This window comes from Allokutzneria sp. A3M-2-11 16 (assembly GCF_024213555.1).
Classification (GTDB): domain Bacteria; phylum Actinomycetota; class Actinomycetes; order Mycobacteriales; family Pseudonocardiaceae; genus Allokutzneria.
The window spans coordinates 69,252-87,567 of sequence record NZ_JANAVO010000006.1 but is presented as its reverse complement, the minus strand read 5'-3'; the positions used below and the strand labels follow the sequence as shown (position 1 = coordinate 87,567).

The 18,316-nt window shown below is 71.3% G+C and carries 15 protein-coding genes; 6 read left to right on the top strand and 9 right to left on the bottom strand.

The window, feature by feature from the left end; translation table 11 throughout:
* Positions 1–64 precede the first annotated feature (64 nt).
* The gene (locus NLX83_RS28185) at positions 65–1,051 is read left to right on the top strand and encodes a zinc-binding dehydrogenase (RefSeq protein ID WP_254238226.1); all 987 of its coding nucleotides are present in this window, start codon (positions 65–67) and stop codon (positions 1,049–1,051) included.
* On the opposite strand, the gene NLX83_RS28180 is transcribed toward NLX83_RS28185, so the two are convergent.
* Together NLX83_RS28180 and NLX83_RS28175 are read right to left on the bottom strand one after the other, a co-directional pair.
* Complete coding sequence (locus tag NLX83_RS28180; protein WP_254238225.1) at positions 993–3,602, bottom strand: beta-N-acetylglucosaminidase domain-containing protein; 2,610 nt, start codon at positions 3,600–3,602, stop codon at positions 993–995. The genes NLX83_RS28185 and NLX83_RS28180 overlap by 59 nt on opposite strands.
* A 13-nt stretch (positions 3,603–3,615) precedes the next feature.
* Complete coding sequence (locus tag NLX83_RS28175; RefSeq protein ID WP_254238224.1) at positions 3,616–5,538, bottom strand: NPCBM/NEW2 domain-containing protein; 1,923 nt, start codon at positions 5,536–5,538, stop codon at positions 3,616–3,618.
* Between the two features lie 147 nt (positions 5,539–5,685).
* Between NLX83_RS28175 and NLX83_RS28170 the strand changes: the two genes are divergently transcribed.
* The gene (locus tag NLX83_RS28170) at positions 5,686–6,951 is read left to right on the top strand and encodes a serine/threonine-protein kinase (protein ID WP_254238223.1); all 1,266 of its coding nucleotides are present in this window, start codon (positions 5,686–5,688) and stop codon (positions 6,949–6,951) included.
* Positions 6,952–6,957: 6 nt separating this feature from the next.
* Here the strand turns inward: NLX83_RS28170 and NLX83_RS28165 are convergent, their stop codons facing one another.
* The gene (locus NLX83_RS28165) at positions 6,958–7,878 is read right to left on the bottom strand and encodes a LysR substrate-binding domain-containing protein (RefSeq protein ID WP_254238222.1); all 921 of its coding nucleotides are present in this window, start codon (positions 7,876–7,878) and stop codon (positions 6,958–6,960) included.
* An 89-nt stretch (positions 7,879–7,967) separates the two neighbouring features.
* Between NLX83_RS28165 and NLX83_RS28160 the strand changes: the two genes are divergently transcribed.
* Positions 7,968–9,275, top strand: a complete 1,308-nt coding sequence (locus tag NLX83_RS28160) for an aspartate aminotransferase family protein (protein WP_254238221.1) — start codon at positions 7,968–7,970, stop codon at positions 9,273–9,275.
* Positions 9,276–9,333: 58 nt separating this feature from the next.
* Positions 9,334–10,218, top strand: coding sequence for a hypothetical protein (locus NLX83_RS28155; protein WP_254238220.1), 885 nt, complete (start codon positions 9,334–9,336; stop codon positions 10,216–10,218).
* Between the two features lie 203 nt (positions 10,219–10,421).
* On the opposite strand, the gene NLX83_RS28150 is transcribed toward NLX83_RS28155, so the two are convergent.
* The 4 genes from NLX83_RS28150 to NLX83_RS28135 form a co-directional block, all read right to left on the bottom strand.
* Positions 10,422–11,648 carry a PP2C family protein-serine/threonine phosphatase gene (locus NLX83_RS28150; protein WP_254238219.1) on the bottom strand — a complete coding sequence of 409 codons (1,227 nt, stop codon included), beginning with the start codon at positions 11,646–11,648 and terminating at the stop codon, positions 10,422–10,424.
* A gap of 76 nt (positions 11,649–11,724) precedes the next feature.
* Positions 11,725–12,654: a DUF5829 family protein gene (locus tag NLX83_RS28145; protein ID WP_254238218.1), complete on the bottom strand. Its 930-nt coding sequence runs from the start codon at positions 12,652–12,654 to the stop codon at positions 11,725–11,727.
* Positions 12,648–13,325 (bottom strand): methyltransferase domain-containing protein, encoded by a 678-nt coding sequence (locus NLX83_RS28140; RefSeq protein ID WP_254238342.1) that lies wholly within the window; start codon positions 13,323–13,325, stop codon positions 12,648–12,650. Before NLX83_RS28140 ends, NLX83_RS28145 begins: the two co-directional genes overlap by 7 nt.
* Before the next feature lie 149 nt (positions 13,326–13,474).
* Positions 13,475–13,879, bottom strand: a complete 405-nt coding sequence (locus NLX83_RS28135; RefSeq protein WP_254238217.1) for a hypothetical protein — start codon at positions 13,877–13,879, stop codon at positions 13,475–13,477.
* A 77-nt stretch (positions 13,880–13,956) separates the two neighbouring features.
* Between NLX83_RS28135 and NLX83_RS28130 the strand changes: the two genes are divergently transcribed.
* Entirely contained in the window at positions 13,957–14,838 is an 882-nt protein-coding gene (locus NLX83_RS28130) for an alpha/beta fold hydrolase (protein ID WP_254238216.1), read from the top strand.
* Here the strand turns inward: NLX83_RS28130 and NLX83_RS28125 are convergent.
* On the bottom strand, positions 14,766–15,788 hold the full coding sequence (locus tag NLX83_RS28125) for a hypothetical protein (RefSeq protein ID WP_254238215.1): 1,023 nt from the start codon (positions 15,786–15,788) through the stop codon (positions 14,766–14,768). The genes NLX83_RS28130 and NLX83_RS28125 overlap by 73 nt on opposite strands.
* Positions 15,789–15,914: 126 nt before the next feature.
* Here NLX83_RS28125 and NLX83_RS28120 point away from each other — a divergent pair, with 126 nt between their 5' ends.
* Positions 15,915–17,678, top strand: a complete 1,764-nt coding sequence (locus tag NLX83_RS28120) for a hydroxysqualene dehydroxylase (RefSeq protein ID WP_254238214.1) — start codon at positions 15,915–15,917, stop codon at positions 17,676–17,678.
* Here the strand turns inward: NLX83_RS28120 and NLX83_RS28115 are convergent.
* The gene (locus tag NLX83_RS28115) at positions 17,639–18,244 is read right to left on the bottom strand and encodes a TetR/AcrR family transcriptional regulator (protein ID WP_254238213.1); all 606 of its coding nucleotides are present in this window, start codon (positions 18,242–18,244) and stop codon (positions 17,639–17,641) included. The two genes, NLX83_RS28120 and NLX83_RS28115, sit on opposite strands and share 40 nt — an antisense overlap.
* Positions 18,245–18,316: the final 72 nt, after the last annotated feature.

The window sequence follows — 18,316 nt, the reverse complement described above, 5'->3', positions numbered from 1 at the left end:
GTAGCGGCGCGCCAAAAGCCGCTGATACGCTTTTGCCACTCAGTGGCACTTTCTGGAGGTTCTCGTGCACGCGTTGGTCGTCGACCACTCCACCCCCACCGGCCTCCGCCTCGGCGCGGCCCCCGATCCCGTCCCCGCGCCGAACGAGGCGCTGGTCCGCGTCACCGCCACCTCGCTGAACTCCGGCGAGGTCAAGTTCCTCATCGCCGAGGCCGAGGACGGCGCCGTCCTCGGCTGGGACGCGACCGGCGTGATCGAACAGGCGGCGGACGGCTCCGGCCCGCCCGTGGGCACCCCCGTCGTCACGCTCGCCATGGCGGGCGCGTGGGCCGAGCTGCGCGCCGTGGACACCGCGCTGATCGGTGTCCTCCCCACCGATGCCGATCACGGGGCGATGAGCACCATCCCCGTCGCGGGCCTCAGCGCGCTCCGCGGCCTGCACCGCGTGGGGCCGCTCCTCGGCCGCCGCGTGCTGATCACCGGCGCGACCGGCGGGGTCGGCCGCTACGCCGTCCAGCTCGCCCGGCGTGGTGGCGCCCACGTCATCGCCACCACCAGCGATCCGGCCCGGCACGGCGAAAGCCTGCACGCCCTCGGCGCGCACGAGGTCATCGCGGGCCCCGAAGAACTCCAGGCCCCGGTGCACGGAGTGCTGGACATGGTCGGCGGCCCCCATCTCGTCCAGGCGCACGCCCACCTCGCAGAGCACGGCACGCTCGTCGCCATCGGCCGCTCCTCCGGCCAGCCCGAGCACTTCCCGCTCAACGCCCTCGAAGGCATGGGCGCCCACGAGCGGACGATCGTCACCTTCTTCCTGCTCGACTGCCCCGGCCTCGGCCCGGACATGACCTGGCTCGCCGACCAGGTCCACACGGGCGCACTCGACCCGCAGGTCACCTGGCGCGGCAGCTGGAAGGACGTCGACGACGCGGTGGCGGCCCTGGTCGAACGCCGCCTGCACGGCAAGGCGGTCCTGGAGATCTCGCGAGGCGTCAGGGCGGGACCAGCCAGCGCACGGCGGCGTCGAAGAGCTTCAGCCCGTCCGCGCTGATCACATCGGGGTCGAGCCCGTCGTCGCTCAGGAACAGTCCGACCCGGGCCGCGGGTGCCTTCATGCCGAGCATCGGAGCCCCGGCCGGATAGCCGAAGATCGTGGCCCGGTGTGGTTCGCCCACCTTGTGCGCGGCGCGCACCGCAGTGGGGGCAGGTGCTCCCCACCGCACGCGATTGGGTCCTTTGTAGACAGTGGGCTCTCCGGTCAGCCCGGCGGCCAGGGGTGAACCCGGATCGGTGACGCCGATGCGCTCGGTGCGCCAGGTCTCGCCGGTGTCCTGCGCCATCCCGAGATCGTCGAGGACGAACGCCTCCCACGTCAGCACGGGAACGGCCACGTCGCGGAACTTCGTGTTCACCTCGCCGGAGGCCACGGTCGAGGAGATCACCACCAGCGCCTTGCCCTCGGCGTCGGCCGATGTCGTCGCCGCGGCCTGCTTCACCACAACGGGATGGCCGAGCCGTTCGAGCCGGTCGGCGACGGCCGCGTCGGCGCCGGGCTGACCGACCACGAGCAGCGCGGGGGCGGGCGCGCCCACGGTGAGCCGGACCGGCACGGAGGTGATCGCCTCGCCGTTGGCCGCGATCGCGCGTGCGGTCAGGACGTGGCGCGCGGTAGGGGCGTCACGCCACTCGAACCGGTACGGCGCCTTGTCGGCGTGACCGATCAGCCTGTCCGCCGCCCAGAACTCGACCTTGGCGACGGGTGCGCGCACGGTCGCGGTGAGGGTCGACCCGGCTGCCTCCAGCCGGACCAGACCGCTGGCCTGTCGCGTGCGGTCGAGGAACGGGCGTATCACCTCCGTTGCCAGCAGGGCGGGGTTGGCGCTGATCGCCTCCGCCGCCCGGTCCGCCGCCACCCGGTGGCGCCACGCCTCGGTGACGTCTCCGCGCAGCTCCGCCGCCAGACCGGCGACGGCGGCCGCGCCGGTGAGTCCGTAGGAGCGCAGCTTCGTCAGCCACGGTTCGGCCTGGCGCACGAAACCCGGATTGCCCATGCGTTCCCGAAGGACGTCCGGCGCGGCGGCCATCGCGGTGAACCGCTCGATGAGCGCCTTGGTCGCCGGACCCGGCGTGCCTCGGGCGTGCTCCGCCCAGAACGCGTCGATCCGCCTGGTCAGCTCCGGCGCCTCGGTGGGGTTGAGCTCCGAGCCGTACGCGGCGTCGGCGAACACCCGCAGCGCGTCGGCCGCCTTGCCGCCGATCTCGCGCAGCGCGATCGCCCAGGAGCGGTCCGGCCGGTACCCCACCGGGTTCCAGGCGTAGTCGGCCGCGGTCGCGAGCGCGATCCCCGAGGGTTCCGCCTCGGGCATCGGGTTGGCGGTGAGGCCGACGACTCCCCCGGCCGGCAGGCCGCCGTCCCGACCGGACAACGGGCCGAGGAACAACGCCCGCGGCTCGAAGTCGTTGACCGGGTAGTTGTCCCACAGCAGCAGATCGCGGCCGAACACCGCCCGCGCCTTGGTCGCGTCCGCGGTGCTCACCTTCGGCGACACCACCTGTGGTCCCGTCCAGAACACCTGCGCCCGAGCCGGGACGAGTTCACCGAAGCGCCGCTGGTAGACCGAGCCCGCCGTGCCGGTGTACTCCGTGGGCACCGTGACCAGCCGCGCGGCGTCGGGGAACGCCTTGCCGAACTCGGTCAGCAGGTGGGCCTGGGCGGCGGCGAGCGGCGCGGGGTCGGCGCCGAAGCGGGCCCGGTCCTCGGCGCAGCGCAGCTGCCCGGTGATATCGTCGAAGAACAGCGCGAAATCACGGGTTCCCTTGTCCCACAATGCTTGTGCCTTGCTGACCAGCGCCGTCAGCTCGGCGGGCGCCGAGTGGCAGACGTCCTCACCCGGGGAGATCGAGAACAGGAAGTCCACGTGGCGCGCGCGGGACCGGTCGATCACCCGGCCGAGTTCGGCGAGCTTGGCCGCCGGATAGGGCTCCCGCCACCGCTCGCGGTGGTAGGGGTCGTCCTTCGGCGCGTAGACATAGACGTTCATCTTGCGCGAGGCGGCGAGGTCAATCTGCCGCAACCGGTCCTCCACCGTCCACGGTGGACCGTAAAAGCCTTCCACCACGCCGCGCCACGACATCGCGGGCCAGTCCCGGACGGTGACGGACGGCAGCCACCCCCGCCCTGCCAGCAGGCCGCGCAGCGTCTGCGCCGCGTTGCGCCCGCCCTCACCGTCCACACCGGACAGGACGAGCCTGCCGGGGCGGGACGCGACCACGTATCCCCCGGTCGCGAGCCCTTCCGGACCGGCGACACCGATCCGCCGCAGCTCCTCGGTCGCCCCGATTCCGCCCAGCCACACCGTCAACGGCGCCCGGCCACCGCGCCGAATCTCCCGCACTCCCGCCGCCCGCAGCACCTGTTCGACCTCGGTCGGGTCGGCGCCGGGAGCCGCGATCAGCGAGACCACGCGCGGCAACGGCAGCGCGGCGCCGTCCGAGGTGATCGACTGCGGCGCGGGCAGCAGTTCCGGCACCGGCGCCGCGGCTGCCCGCGGGGCGACGGAGACCAGCCCGAGCACCAGCAGCAGTGCGCAGAACACCCGCATGTCCGGCCTCCTCTCAGTTCGCGCATTCCACGCGCATGCCCGCCCAGTCAGCGTGGTCGGCGAAGTTTCCGTCGCCCGCGCTGTGGTTCACCAGCCTCAGTTCCCGCACGCCGCGGACGTCCAGGTCGACCTCGCCCGGCGGCCCGCCGACTGTCCGGATTCCGCTGTCGTACACCCGGCGCCCGTCCGCGTAGATGGAGAACGCGGCCGTGCCGACCGCGTTGTGCGGGCGGGGCCACGTCATGCCGAGCACTTCGTCGTCGACGCCGACCGTCGCGGCGAAGCTCCGGCACATCCCGCCGAGGTAGTAGCTCGCCTGCGAGGATGCGTACGTACCCAGCCCCTTGTCAAATCGCTTGCCCGCCAAGGACAACGGGCCACCCGGGCAGTCCGCGCAGAAGTCGTCCGGGCCGAACGAGCGGTTCACCTTCATCGGCAGGTACCAGCCGTTTTCGGCCTCCACCCTGGGATGGTCGGAGAGCGCCAGGACGCCTCGCGGCGGGGGCGGCGCGATCACCACGGTGTGCGCGACGGTGATCCACCGGCCCCGGTGTTTCGCCGACAGCGTAAGACTTTCCTTGCCAGCAACCGAATTCGCGGGCGCGGTGATCTCGAAGCGCGCCACACCGGTCTTGCGGACGAGCCAGCCCTCCGGTGCTCGCACACCGAATGTCGTTCCACCGCGCAGATTCACTCGAACGACAGTCTTCTTGCCGGGTTCGACGAACGACGCATCACCGGACAGGGTGACCCTCTCCTCGAGTCCGGCCGCACCTGCCGACACGCGTAGCAGGGCCACCCCGTGCGGCGGAACGCTTGCCGCGATCTCACCCCGGGTCATGCTGGGGCCATGCAGCCACAGATCCCGCACCGCGTACCGATGGGCGAACGGCAGACCGAGTTCCGCCGCGCTCGTCCGGATCTCCGTCGTGTACGGACCGCGGTTGAACAGCGCCACCGCGACATCGCCGCCCGCCAGCCCGCGCGCCCACACCTCGCGGGTGCCGTCGCCGCGCAGCCGATCTCCCGGGCGGCCGAGCGCGTCCTGGTCCACCGCGATCACCTCGCGGTTGCCGAGGACGTCCAGCGTCGCCTTGTCGATCGAGCGGATGTCGTTGCCCATCAACAGCGGCGCCCCGGTGATCGCCCAGAGGCTGAAGTGGGCGCGGTACTCCTCCGCGCTCATGCCGCCGTTGCCGACCTGGAGCATGTCCGGGTCGTTCCACCCGCGCCCGGCACCGGCCGCCCCGGAGAGCCCGGCCTGCTCCTGGGCGTTGCGCAGCACGGAGTGCCAGTTGTCGTCGATGTCGGCGGAGGTCCGCCACAGGTCGGCGGGCCGGTCCGGCCACCGCCACGGCGCGCCGTGCCGCGAGACCGCGAGAGTGACCGATCGACCCGTCGCGTCGAGCGCCGCGCGGAACTCGGAGGTCAGCCGGTGCGGATCGCCCTTGGCGCCGCACCAGTCCAGCTTCACGTAGTCCACGCCCCACTCCGCGAACGTGGCGGCATCCCGGGCGTAGTGCCCGCCGCTGCCCGGCCGCCCCTCGCAGGTCTTGTCGCCCGCGGCGGTGTAGATGCCGAACCTGAGGCCGCGTTCGTGCACGTAGTCGGCCAACGCCTTGATACCGCCGGGAAAAGTCACCGGATGCGCCCGCAGCCGACCTGCGGCGTCCCGGCTCTCGGCCTCCCAGCAGTCGTCGACGTTGACATAGCGGTATCCGGCGTCGCGCAGGCCCGTGCGCACCATGGCGTCCGCGGTCTCCCGCACGATCTTCTCGTCGATGCGGCAGCGGAAGTGGTTCCAGTGGTTCCACCCCATCGGCGGCGTCGCGAGCCGCGTCGCGCCTGGTGGAGCCGGTGCTGGCGCGGCGGCGACGGGACCGACGGCGGTCGCGGTGCTGACGAGGACGACGGCGATCATGAGGAGAGCTCGCACAGCGACCCACTGTGCTGCTGCCGCGAGGCAGGGGGAACACGTACATCGAAGAAATCAGCCCGGCGACGGCGATTGGTCCGAACGGGCCAGGAAAGTGGACCGGCAAAGTGGGTTTCGCGCGGCGGAGGCGAGGGCATCATCGTTTTCATGTCGTTGACCACGCTGGACGGCCGGTACGAGCTCGGCGTGCTGCTCGGCCAGGGCGGTATGGCGGACGTCTTCCGCGCCGTCGACACCATCCTGGGCCGGGACGTCGCGGTGAAGATCTTCCGCGGCGGCTCGGGGTCGGTGGACCGCGCGCGGTTCCTGGCCGAGTGCCAGCTGTCGGCGGGGCTGCACCACCCGAACCTCGTCACGGTCTACGACGCGGGCACCGACAACGGCCGGGACTACCTGGTGATGCGGCTGATCGAGGGCAAGACGCTCGCGGACAAGCTCGACTGGGGCGCCCTGGAGGCCACCTGGGTGTGCGAGGTCGGCGCGGTCGTCGCCGACGCCCTCGCCCACGTCCACGCCAGCGGCGTCGTGCACCGCGACATCAAGCCCTCGAACATCCTGCTCGGCCGGGGCGAGATCCCCTACCTCGCCGACTTCGGCGTCGCGCTGCCCTCGGGCGCCCGGCGGCTGACCAGGGGCGGCCAGTTCATGGGCACGATCGCCTACACCGCCCCCGAGCAGATCCAGAGCGCGGAGGCGACGGCCGCGGCGGACGTCTACGCGCTCGGGCTGGTGCTGCTGGAGGCGTTGACCGGGCACGTGGAGTTCGACGGGCCCGAGTCGGCCGCGGCCGTCGCCAAGCTCAACCGCGCCCCGTTCGTGCCGGACGCGATCCCCGACGCTGTGGCCAGAGTCCTCAAGGCGATGCTCGCCGAACACCCCGCGCAGCGGCCCGCGGGGGCCACCTGCGCGGAGCTGCTGCGAGAAGCCGCGGCGGGCGGCAGCCCCAAGATCACGATCGCGCCGGCCGCCGCTCCCGAGCCGATCACCGAACCGATCGGCCGACGTCGCCGCGCCCGCGTCCGGCCCGCCTACCTGGTGGCAGGCGGAGCGGCGGTGGCCGCGGCGGTGCTGCTCTTCCCGTCGACCGTGCTGGACTCCACCTCTCCGCGCTCGGAGAACGGCAAGCCCGCCGAGCCCACGACAACGACGGTGCCGCGACCACCACCGGCGGTGCCGATCACCCGGACCACCCAACCCGGCCAGCCGGTACCGCCAGGCACTCCGACCACCGGGCAGGCACCGGTGCCGACCACCCGCGATGTGCTTGTCGTACCGCACCCCCAACCGGAGCCACCGCCCAAGGACAGGAAGCCGAAGCACCCCCCGGACAACGGCGGCAAGGGCGGCGGCGGTGACGGCGGCGGCAAGAAGCCGGGGCCGGGAGACAAGGGGGACCCCAAACGAGACCCGTGATCGTCCTCAGACGCCGTGGGCGCGGAGCCGCTCCAGAACGAGTTCGACCGCAGCGGCCGGCACCGGACCGGCGGGCAGTGCGGCCCGGATGATCCTGGTCAGGCTGGGCACGATCGGCCGGACCACCACCCCGTCGCGCGCGTCCACGGCCAGCGCCGGAAGGGCGGCGACGGCCAGCCCGAGCCGGACGTGGTCGAGCAGCAACGGATAGCTGCCGTAGTGCCCGGCGATCTCCGGTTCGAACCCGGCCTGGCGGCAGCGCCGCAGCACGAGGTCCGACAGGTAGCACGTGGGCCGGTCCATCGCCCACCGCTCCCCCGCCATCGCGCCCAGCTCGATCCCACCCGACTCCATCCCACCCAGCTCCGGTGCGTCCTCCTCGGCATGCGGATGTCCTTGTGGGAGAACGAGAACGACCGGGTCGCTACCCAACGGCACATACCGGACCTGCGGGTCGACGGGGAGCCAGCCGTCCGCGAAGTCGTAGACCACGGCGAGGTCGACCTCCCCTCGGCGGAGCATCCGCAGGCTGTCGTGCGGTTCCAGCTCGGTCACCGTGATCCGCAGCCGCGGGTGCGTCCGGCCCAGCTCGGCCGCGACGGGCAGGACGACCGCCCGCAGGGCGCTGGAGAAGGCCGCGACCCGCACCTCGCCGACCGGTTCGGTGCGCCGCTCGGTCAGATCCGTCTCGGCCGCCTCGATCGCGCGCAGGATCTCCCGCGCGTGCGCGGCGAGGCGCAGCCCGGCCGGTGTCAGGGTCACCCGCCGCCCGTGGTGCTCCAGCAGGGTCGCGCGTGCTTCCTGTTGCAACACGGACAGTTGCTGGGACACCGAGGACGGGCTCATCGCCAGCGCCTCGGCGACGGCGCGGACGGTGCCCAGGCTCTCCAGCTGGACCAGCAGGCGCAGGCGCCACGGACTGAGCACGCCAGACTCCGGATTGATCGGCTCTTCCGAACAGGCTGAGCATAAATCATCGATGGACCCGCACGGTCGGCCCGACCTAGTTTGGCCGCATGGCTAACGACTTCTGGGCGGATGTGGACCGTCACGTCCTCCGCTACGGCGGCGGCTTCACCCCGGAGATCATCGACCGGGCCGAGGGCAGCCACGTGATCACCGAGGACGGGCGGCGCGTCCTGGACTTCACCTCCGGGCAGATGAGCTCGATCCTCGGTCACGGCCACCCCGACATCGTGGCCACGGTGCGCGAGGGCGTCGCGAAGCTCGACCACCTCTACAGCGGCATGCTCTCCCGCCCGGTGGTCGACCTCTCCCGGCGCCTGGCCGCGACGCTGCCGGACCCTTTGGAGAAGGTTCTGCTGCTCTCGACGGGCGCGGAGTCCAACGAGGCCGCGATCCGCCTCGCCAAGCTGGTGACGGGGAAGTTCGAGATCGTCTCGTTCAGCCGGTCCTGGCACGGCATGACCCAGGCGGCGGTGAACGCCACCTACAGCGCGAGCCGCCACGGCTACGGCCCCGCCGTGCCGGGCAACATCGCGATCCCCACGCCCAACCCCTACCGCCCGGACTTCACCACCGCCGACGGGGAGCTGGACTGGCGGCGGCAGCTCGAGTTCGCCTTCGACCTCGTCGACGCCCAGTCCGTCGGCAGCCTCGCGGCGTGCATCGTGGAGCCGATCATCAGCTCCGGCGGCCTGATCGTCCCGCCGGAGGGCTACCTGGCGGCGCTGCACGCCAAGTGCCGCGAACGGGAGATGCTGCTCATCCTCGACGAGGCGCAGACCGGCCTGTGCCGCACCGGGGACTGGTACGCCTTCGAGTCCTCCGGTGTCGTGCCGGACATCCTCACGCTGTCGAAGACGCTCGGCGCGGGCCTGCCGCTGGCCGCGGTGATCACCAGCGCGGAGATCGAGGAACGCGCGCACGAACGCGGTTTTCTCTTCTACACCACCCATGTCTCCGATCCGCTGGTCGCGGCCGTTGGCAACACCGTCCTCGACGTCCTGGAGCGCGAGGACATGCCGACCCGGGTCCGGACTTCCGGTGTCCAGCTGCGCGAGGGCTTGGAGAAGTTGCACGCCGAGCACGAGATCGTCGGCGATGTCCGGGGACGCGGCCTGCTCCAAGGCATCGAGCTGGTCGTGGACCGCGAGACCAAGCGGGGCTCCGACGCGCTGGGCAGCTGGGTGACGCGCCGCTGCCTCGAGCTGGGGCTGCACATGAACGTCGTCCAGCTGCCGGGCATGGGCGGGGTCTTCCGCATCGCGCCGCCGCTCACGAGCACGGAGGAGGAACTGGCCGAGGGACTGCGGATTCTGGGCCGGGCGCTCACCGAGGCCCCGCTCGCCGAGTTCAGCTGACACTCCGGCTGTGGCCGAAACGACCGTGTGCGGACAACGAGCGACTTAGGGTCACTGGGTGCTGAGGAACAACGACAGAGACCAGGCCCTGCCCGCGTTGACGGTGAACCAGGCGCGGATGCTCCGCGTTCTGGTGAAGAGCACCATGAGCCGAGCCGGGCGCGACGTGACGGTCCACGCCGATCACGTGGTGGACTCCGACGACAACGAGTACGGCCTGGATTCGTTGTCCCGCAGCGTGAGCGACCTCCCCGTGAAGGACTGGCCCGGGGTGGTCGAGCGCCACCTCTCGACCATGCAGGCCGCGATGCGCGGGCCGGACAAGTTCGACGTGCCCACCGAGGACCTGCTGGACCGCACCTACCTCCGGCTCTACGACGCCGCCGGGTTACCGCCCGTGGACTGGCTGAGCTACGGCCGCGAGCCCTTCCCCGGTGTGCGGGAGCTGCTGGCGCTGGACCTGCCGGACACCGTGTCGACGTTCAACGACGACCACGTCCGGCGGCACGGCCTGGAGGTCCTGCGCGAGGCGGGCCTGCGCAACCTGCGCCGCGTGGTCCCCGATGAGCACACGGAGTACGAGGGCGTCCAGGTCCTGATGGGCTCGGTGTACCTGGCTTCCACCGCGCTCGTCCTCGACGAGGTCGTCCAGCGCACGACCGGCGAGCGCGAGCTGCCGAACGGAGTGCTCGTCGCGATGCCGTTCCGCAACCAGCTGCTGTACCACGTGCCGCGCGACGAGAGCATCATCGTGTCGCTCAACACGATGGCGAGCATGGCGCTCAACGGTTTCGCCGACGAGGTCGGTCCCATCACCCCGTACGTCTACTGGTGGCACGACGGCGTGTTCCAGCAGCTGACCAAGCACGACGAAGACGAGCAGACGATCGAGGTGCACGTCGACGACGGGTTCGCCGACGTCTTCCACCGACTCGTCCCCTAGTGGTCCCGGACCCCGTTTCGTACTCATAACGGGTTCGGCAGCGCTCAAAGCCCGCTATGAGTACGAAACGGGATAAGCGCCGCCGCCTCGTCCACGCGCACCACCCCCATCCTGTGCTGAGGTGGCTAGAGATCTTCCGTTTCGTACTCTTGCCGGGATTTGGGAGCGCTCTTTTTCCCGTTATGAGTACGAAACGGGGCTCTCTAGGTTGCGGCGGCCGGAGGGTCGCGGCGGATGACCAGTACCGCGATGTCGTCGCTGGAGGGCTGATCCCCCACCAGCGCCGCCATGATCCGGACGCAGGTCGTCTCCGCCGGGGCCGGGGACACGACGCCGCGCAGCAGCTCCAGGCGGCTGTCCAGGTCCTGCCCGCGCCGCTCCACCAGCCCGTCGGTGTACAGCGAGAGCAGCCCGCCGGGCGGCACGTCGACCACGGCGTTCTCGCGGCCGGTGACCGCCAGGTTGTAGCCGACCGGCGGACCGACCCTGGCCTTGACGAACCTGGTCTCCTCCCCGGGTTCGGCGAGAACGGGGGGCAGGTGACCGGCGAGGGCCAGCTCCACCCGCCCGGCCACCGGATCGATGATCGCGTAGGTGACCGTGGCCATGGTGCGGTCCTCGAAGTGGCTGGCCTTGCGGTCGAGCTTGCCCAGCACCAGCGCCGGGTCGCCGAACTCCAGGGCATAGGCGCGCAGCGCGCTGCGCAGGCGTCCCATCACGATCGCGGCGGCCAACCCGCTGCCGACCACGTCGCCGATCACCAGCCCGATGCGCCCGTCCGGCAGGCTGAACACGTCGTACCAGTCACCGCCGACGCCGCTGCCGGCGCCGGGGACGTAGCGCGCGGCCAGCTGCCAGCCCTCGAAGTCGGGCAGGCGCGCGGGCAGGAGGCTGTCCTGGAGCATCGCCGCGGCGGCCTGTTCCGACCGCGAGCGGTACGCGTGCGCCGCCATCGCGAGCCGGTCCGCGACGAGCTGGAGCAGGCTGATCTCCTCCTCGCTGAAGTGGCGGGGCACCATGCTGCCGACGTGCAGGACGCCGGTCAGATCGCCCTGGTGGGCCACCATCGGCACGCCCAGCAGGACCCGCAGGCCCCGCTCCCACAGCAGCGGGTTGACCACCGTGGACTCGTCGACGTGCTCGATCAGCACCGCCTCCCGGCGCTCGGCGACCCGGCCGGCGAAACCCGTGCCGACCCGGACCCGGACGCCCTGGAAGACCTCCTCCTCCAGGCCGCAGGTCGCCCGCGCCACCAGCTGTTCACCGCTGTGGTCCACCAGCAGGACCGTGACGGTGTCGACCTCGAACAGTTCGCGCACCCGCGACAGCAGCACCTCGAACAACTTCTCCAGCTCGAGCTCCCTGAGCGCGCTGTCGGTGATCGTCTCCAGCACGCGCAACCGCATCCCCGAGCTTCGGGTGTCGCCCATCCGCCAACTCCGTCCCCGTCCAACCGTGCGCACAGAGTGAACAACATGAGTGTGCGGGAGGGCCACACGAGGCCGGTCACCGCCTGGGGTCGAACGCCCAGACGGCACGCGGGCCGGGCCCGACCACGAGCGTGGACCGGCCGAGCCGCTCCTCGTGGCGATGCGCCACGGCGCGGTTGAGCGACATCTCGACCTGCCGCAAACCCACCTCCTCCCGTGCGGCGACCTCCAGCCGGATCGTGGTCCCGCCACGCTGCGCGACGATGCCGCCGCCCGCGACGGGGTGCGGGACGAACCCTCCGGCCCGCAGCAGCGGAACGGTGTTGGCGAGGTCGCGTTCGGTGATCGCGATCCGGACGCCGGTCACGTCGCGCATCAGGTGCTTCGCGTAGTCGTCGGAGAGGTAGCGCTCCCGGCCGACGTCGCCGGGGAACGCGGCCGGTTCGGTCTTGCTCCGCGGGTCGGCGAAGTACTCCGGCCGGTACTCCATCCCCCAGGCGCCGAAGGCGTCGTACTGGGCGCTGGTGAAGACGCCGTCGAACCACGGCATCGGCACGCCGTCGCCGAAGTCCCGGGTCTGCCTGAACACCACCGGATCGGTGATTCCCTGATCCCGCAAGCGATTCAGCACGGTCGGCAGATCCCCGGCGCGCTCGGCCGAGACGGCGAGCCCGGCGCGCCCGATGGTCCCGTCCTGGCCGGGCAGGTCGCCGACGCCGAAGACTTCGAGGTAGGTCTCCCGGCCCATCAGGTACCGCCCGGTCCACTTCGACCCGCCCGCGCCGGTGGTCGTGCGGACCTGGAAGTTCGCGAAGGTCCGCAGGTACGCCGAATGCTCGACCGCGTCGGCGGTCTCGCGGTCGAACACCCCGTAGGCGTGGTTGTAGAACAGCAGCTGGCGCCCGGGAAACGCTTCCGCCGCCGTACTCGTGAGGCTCCCGAGGAGGGAGACCGCGAGGGCCACGGCCACGGCCACGAACATCCGCGACATCCGACGAATCAGCATGCTCCCGAGCATATGAGGCGGAAGCCCGCGTCCCAGTGGCCGAGTTCGAGGAGATCTCGGTGATTGTCGTGCCAGCGGCCGGTTTCGAGGTCTTCGCGCAGTCTGCGGACACCCCGTTCGACGGCATCGGGGTCTGTCTGCGCGAGTGCCGAGCAGGAGCGGCGGACGCGCGGATCGAGGTAGGCGGCCGGGCGGCGCCAGTAAGCGGGGAAAACCCCGTCGGTGAAGTCCCAGGGCAGCGGCAGGGGCGTGACGCTGTCCGCGCCCAGTTCGTTCGCGATGTCGGGTGCCGAGGGCCTGCCGAGTTCCAGATCGGCGATTTCCGGCACGTACTCCCGGACAAACCAGAACTCGGCGTGCAACTGCGTGTCATAGGCGAGGACGACTCGACGCGGCGCAGTTCGTCGCAGTTCGGCGAGCCCGCGCCGCCAGTCGGTCCAGTGGTGGACGGTCAGCACAGCCAGCGCGGCGTCGAAAGTGTTGTCGCCGATCGGCAAAGCCTCGGCCACCGCGCGAACGGCGGGAGCGGCGCCGTGTGGTCGTTGGCGAATCATTTCGCCGGAGGGCTCGACGGCGAGCACCGTTCGACCAGCGGGCTCGTAGGAGCCCGTGCCCGCGCCCACGTCGACGATCGACCGCGCGTCGCCGAGCGCTGCGACGATGGCCTTCATCCACCGCGGGTCGGTGCGCCGTCCCAGCGCGTATCCCGTGCCGATCTCGTCGTAGATCACGGTTCCACATCCTTCGAGCCCTCCGATGGCGTCGCCGTCCTGCCGCGCCTCGGTTTCGGCCGTGTGGCGAGCTTCGAGGACTACGACCGCTACCACCTCGATCTGGTGCGCTGCTCGGGAATCCGCCAAGCCCGCGGGTGATACCAACGCCGGTGCAGGAGCTTGTGGTTCGGACGCAAGGTCGACGCGAACGCCAGTGCGGTGATGGCGCACAGGGTCAGCACGAGCGCGTTGTTGCCGGTCTCGGGGCTGATGGTGAGCACCCCGTACTCGCCGATCATGAAGGTGCTGTGCAACGCCCAGCAGACGGCCACGGTCGGCAGGGCTGCCCGGTAGGTGGACAGCACGGCGATGCTGTCCACGACGACGACCATCGCGATGAACGACAGCGGCGCCGCTCCGATGGCGATGAGGACGCTGGTCACGATCAGTGCGAGCGCCGCGCCGAGCGGGAAGCCGAACGCCGCCGGGATCGGCAGGCGGGATCGTCGCATGCCTGCCAGTGAAGCGTCTCCGCCTCCGGCGGGGCAAGACCGCGTGGCGAAGATCGTGATCATGGAAGACTGGGCGCGTGTTCTCCGAGGATGTCGTGCGGGTCGCCACCGATCCCGATGTGGCGCTGTTCGTCGCGCGGACCGAGGGCCCCGCCGACCGCGCGTTGCTGGTGGTCCACGGCGGCCCCGACTGGGACCACAGCTACCTGCGCGATCCCTTGGCGGAGCTGGCCGGGAGGTCTCGGCTGATCATGCCGGACCTGCGCGGATGCGGCCGGTCCAGCAGCGGGCTGGACGACGGCCAGTACACCCCGGACGCCGTCGTGGCCGACCTGGTCGCGTTGCTGGACGCGCTCGGCGTCGCACGGGCCGACGTGCTCGGGTTCTCCTACGGCGGCTTGATCGCCCAACGCCTTGCGCTGGCCGCGCCGGACCGGGTGCGGCGGCTGATCATCGCTTCCAGCTCCGTCCTGCCGGTCCCGGCCGACGCCTTCTCCCGCTGGCCGGAGCGAGAAGAGCGCATGGCCGCCGAAGCCGCGGTGTGGTCGGATCCGGAGCTGTCCGGCCCGGAGCTGACCAGGGCCGCGGCCGTGGCCGGAGCGCCCGCGAACGTGTGGCGGCCGGAGGCCCTGCCCGGTTACCTGCGACGCCTGGAGGCGGTGCGGTTCTCCGCGGAGTGGCTGCGGCCGTGGCGGGCGGGCACGTTGCCCTCACCCCGGTGCGAGGACGCCGCGAAACGCCTGGCAGCGCTGGACATCCCGGTGCTGCTCGTGCAGGGCCGCCAGGACATGGTCTTCCCGGCGGCCCTGGCCGAGCGGGCCGCGGCGCTGATCCCCTCCGCCCGTGCCGTGGTCCTCGACGAGGCCGGGCACATGGCGCACGTCGATCAGCCAGAGGGCTGGCTCGCCGCGATCGAGGACTTCACCGCCGACCGCGGGGGCAGCAGCTTCACCGCCTGAACCCACAGCCACACCACCAGCACCACGAGCCCGACGTCCTCGGTGATGGCGAGCCCCGTTCCGATGACCGGTTCCATCTCGCCGCTGAGGTCGTAGACGACGAAAGCGATCCGCTCGGCCACGATCGTCGCGACGAAGACCGCTCCGGCGAGCAACGCCGAGGCGGACGCCCGCCACCACTTCAGGTGGTAGCCGACGACGAAGGCCACCGCCACGAGCATCATGGCCACGTGGTTGATCACGTCGGGCGTCCACGTCATGCCGATCACCGACACGACGTAGACGACCAACGCCCCCAGCCACCACCGTGCCCGCATCGGCGGCGCATCGGAGTGGAACCCGGCGAAAACGCACAGCAGGTACAGGAAGCAGTTCAGGGTGTACACCAGCGAGTACAGGACCCCGGAGGCGTCCGGCGACAGCACCAGCTCGACAGCCATCCCGGCCAGGAACAGCAGCACCATGGCCGCTGCCACCTTCGCCACCCGGTACGCGCCGTGGAGCAACGCGACGAAGCAGAGCAGTGCCGCGCCGTGGTAGGCCAGCCAGACGAGGTCGAACCAGTCGAATCCCCGCGGAGCCGCGGTCACCGCGTTCGCGTGCTCGTGCCGGAAACCGAACAGTTCCGGGAAGAGCTCCAACAGCCGGTGCACCAGCGCCACCCCCGAGAGGACCACCATCCCCATCAGCGCGATGAGGCGGACGACCTGCCCCTTGACCAACGCGCGCGGGCTGCCGGTCGTGCCGGGCCAGCGCGTGCGCGCCGACAACGCGAGCAGGCTGCCGAACTCACCCCAGCCCGGCCAGCCGAAGTTGAGCCGCACGTCCGCGTCCGGGTCCCGGTCCACGTCCTCCAGGAACGCCGCGACCATCTCTTCCTCGCGCTCCGCCCGGTACCACCGCGGCAGGACCGCGAGCATCCTGCGGTAACGCCGTTCCAACCTGCTCATGGTCGAGGACTATATATCGGCCTCCGATATATGCCAAGTGGCGCGAGGGCCCGAACGGCGCTATCCCTGCCGGGGGTGCCGCCGTCAAGATCGGTGGGGCTCACCGTCTGCCTGGAGGGGGTTTCGGTGACCGGGGAACCGACGCGATCCGTCCTGTCCCGCCGACGACTGCTGATCAGCGGCGCGAGCCTGGCCGGGCTCGGGCTCACCCCGACCGCCTCGGCGGCCGGAGCCACCGTGGCCGTGCTCGGCGGCGGGGTCGCCGGACTGTCCGCCGCGCACGAGCTCGCCGAGCGCGGGTTCGCCGTGACCGTCTACGAACGCAAGGCGCTCGGCGGCAAGGCGCGGAGCATTCCCGTTCCCGGCACCGGAACCGGTGGCCGGGCGGACCTGCCGGGCGAGCACGGCTTCCGCTTCTTCGGCGGGTTCTACAAGAACCTGCCGGACACGATGCGACGAATCCCGTTCCCCGGCAACAAGAACGGCACCTTCGACAACCTCGTTCCGTTCTCCACGTTGCTGCTCGCCCGCAGCGGCGGACGGGAGGACATCCTCGCCCCCACGCGCCTGGACATCCCGGTGCTCAACCCGGAGACGCTGCTGCGCGCGGCGCGCGGCTTCCTGGAAACGGTCCTGCACCTGCCCGCGCACGAGGCCGCGTTCTTCGCCAACCGCGTCCTGGTGTACCTCACCAGCTGCAACGCGCGCCGCGCCGGGCAGTGGGAGCGCACGGCGTGGTGGGACTACGTGCGCGCCAACCAGCAGTCCGAGGAGTTCCGGCGGCTGCTGGCGATCGGCGTCACCCGCAATGTCGTTGCCACCAAAGCGGAACAGGCCAGCACGAACACCATCGGCCGGATGATGGAGGCGATCCTCTACACCGTCATGGGGCGGCAGGGCGGTCCCCTCGGCGGCGCTTTGGGCTGGGCGCTCAACGCCCCCACCAACGAGGCGTGGATCGATCCGTGGGTGCGCCACCTGAGCGGTCTCGGCGTCCGGTTCGAAGTCGGCTCGACGGTGGAGGGACTGGAGTACCGCGACGGCCGCATCGCCACGGCGGGCATCCGCGACCGACAGGGCGCTCTCCGCCAGGTCGCCGCCGACTGGTTCGTCTGCGCGGTGCCCATCGAGCGCGCGGTGCGGCTGTGGAGTCCGCAGATGCTGGCCGCGGACCCGCAACTGGCCAGGGCCCGCAACCTGCGCACCGACTGGATGAACGGGTTGCAGTTCTACCTGCCCTCGCGCGGCGCGGACATCCTCGGGCACGCCAACTACATCGACACGCCGTGGTCGATCACCTCGGTGTGCCAGGCCAGGTTCTGGGCCGGGCGGGACTTCGCCCGCGACTACGGCGACGGCACCACCAAGGACTGCCTGTCGGCGGACATCTCCGAGTGGACCAAGCCCGGCATCCTCTTCGGCAAGCCCACCAACAAGTGCACCCGCGAGGAGATCGTCCAGGAGGTCTGGGCGCAGATGAAGGCGAGCCTCAACGACACCGGGCGGCCGGTGCTCCCGGCCGCCGTGCCGGACAAGTGGCACCTCGACCCGGCGATCACCGACATCGGCTCCCCCGGCGGCACCAGGAACGACGAACCCCTGCTGGTCCACCCGGTCGGCACGTGGGCCAACCGTCCCACCGCGAAGACGAGGATTCCCAACTACTTCCTCGCCGCGGACTACGTGCGCAACGACATCGACCTGGCCACCATGGAGGGCGCGAACGAGGCGGCGCGGGAGGCCGTGAACGCCCTGCTCGACGCGGCGGGTTCGGCGAAGCCGCGGTGCGAGGTCCAGACGCTGTACCGGCCGCCGGAGTTCGAGCTCCTCAAGATCCAGGACGGCGTGAACTACGGCTTGGGCCTGCCCAACGTGTTCGACCTCTTGTAGCCGACGAGCGCGACGATCACCGACTGGAGCCGCGCGCGCACGTCCGCTTCGCCGGTGAGCACGAGGTGGTGGAACGCGCCGACGATGGCGAGGGCCACCGCTTCCGGCTCGGCGGTCGCGGCGACCCGGCCCAGCCGCTGCTCGGCCGCGAGGTAGGCGGCGACGGAGCGCTCGACGGCGTCGAGACCGGCTGTCTCGTCGCCGAGCACGGCGTGCACGCGTTCGGCCAGTTCCGGCCGTGCGACAAGGAGTTTGGCCAATGTGCCGACGGCGTGCAGCGGTGTCGCGGTGATCGCGTCACACAGGTTCTCCACGACGCCGCCCGTTCCGGCGCGGTCGGCCAGCGCCCCGGCTCCGGCGGAGACCAGGAAGGCGCGGTCGACGGCGTAGGCGGCCAGGAAGCCGTCGAGGTCGGCGAAGTGCGCGTGCAGCAGTCCGGTCGCGACCCCGGCTTCGGCCGTGACGGACCGGCCGCTGAGCTTGCCCGGCCCGTCCCGAGCGATCACCCGCTCCACGGCGGCGAACAGCTGCTGCCGGACCTCCGGGATGGCGACACCTCTGGGCACGCGCCGAGTCTACGGGACTTGCGCGCAGTATGAGCACGTGTTCATACTCAGTTTGAACGCACGTTCATACCT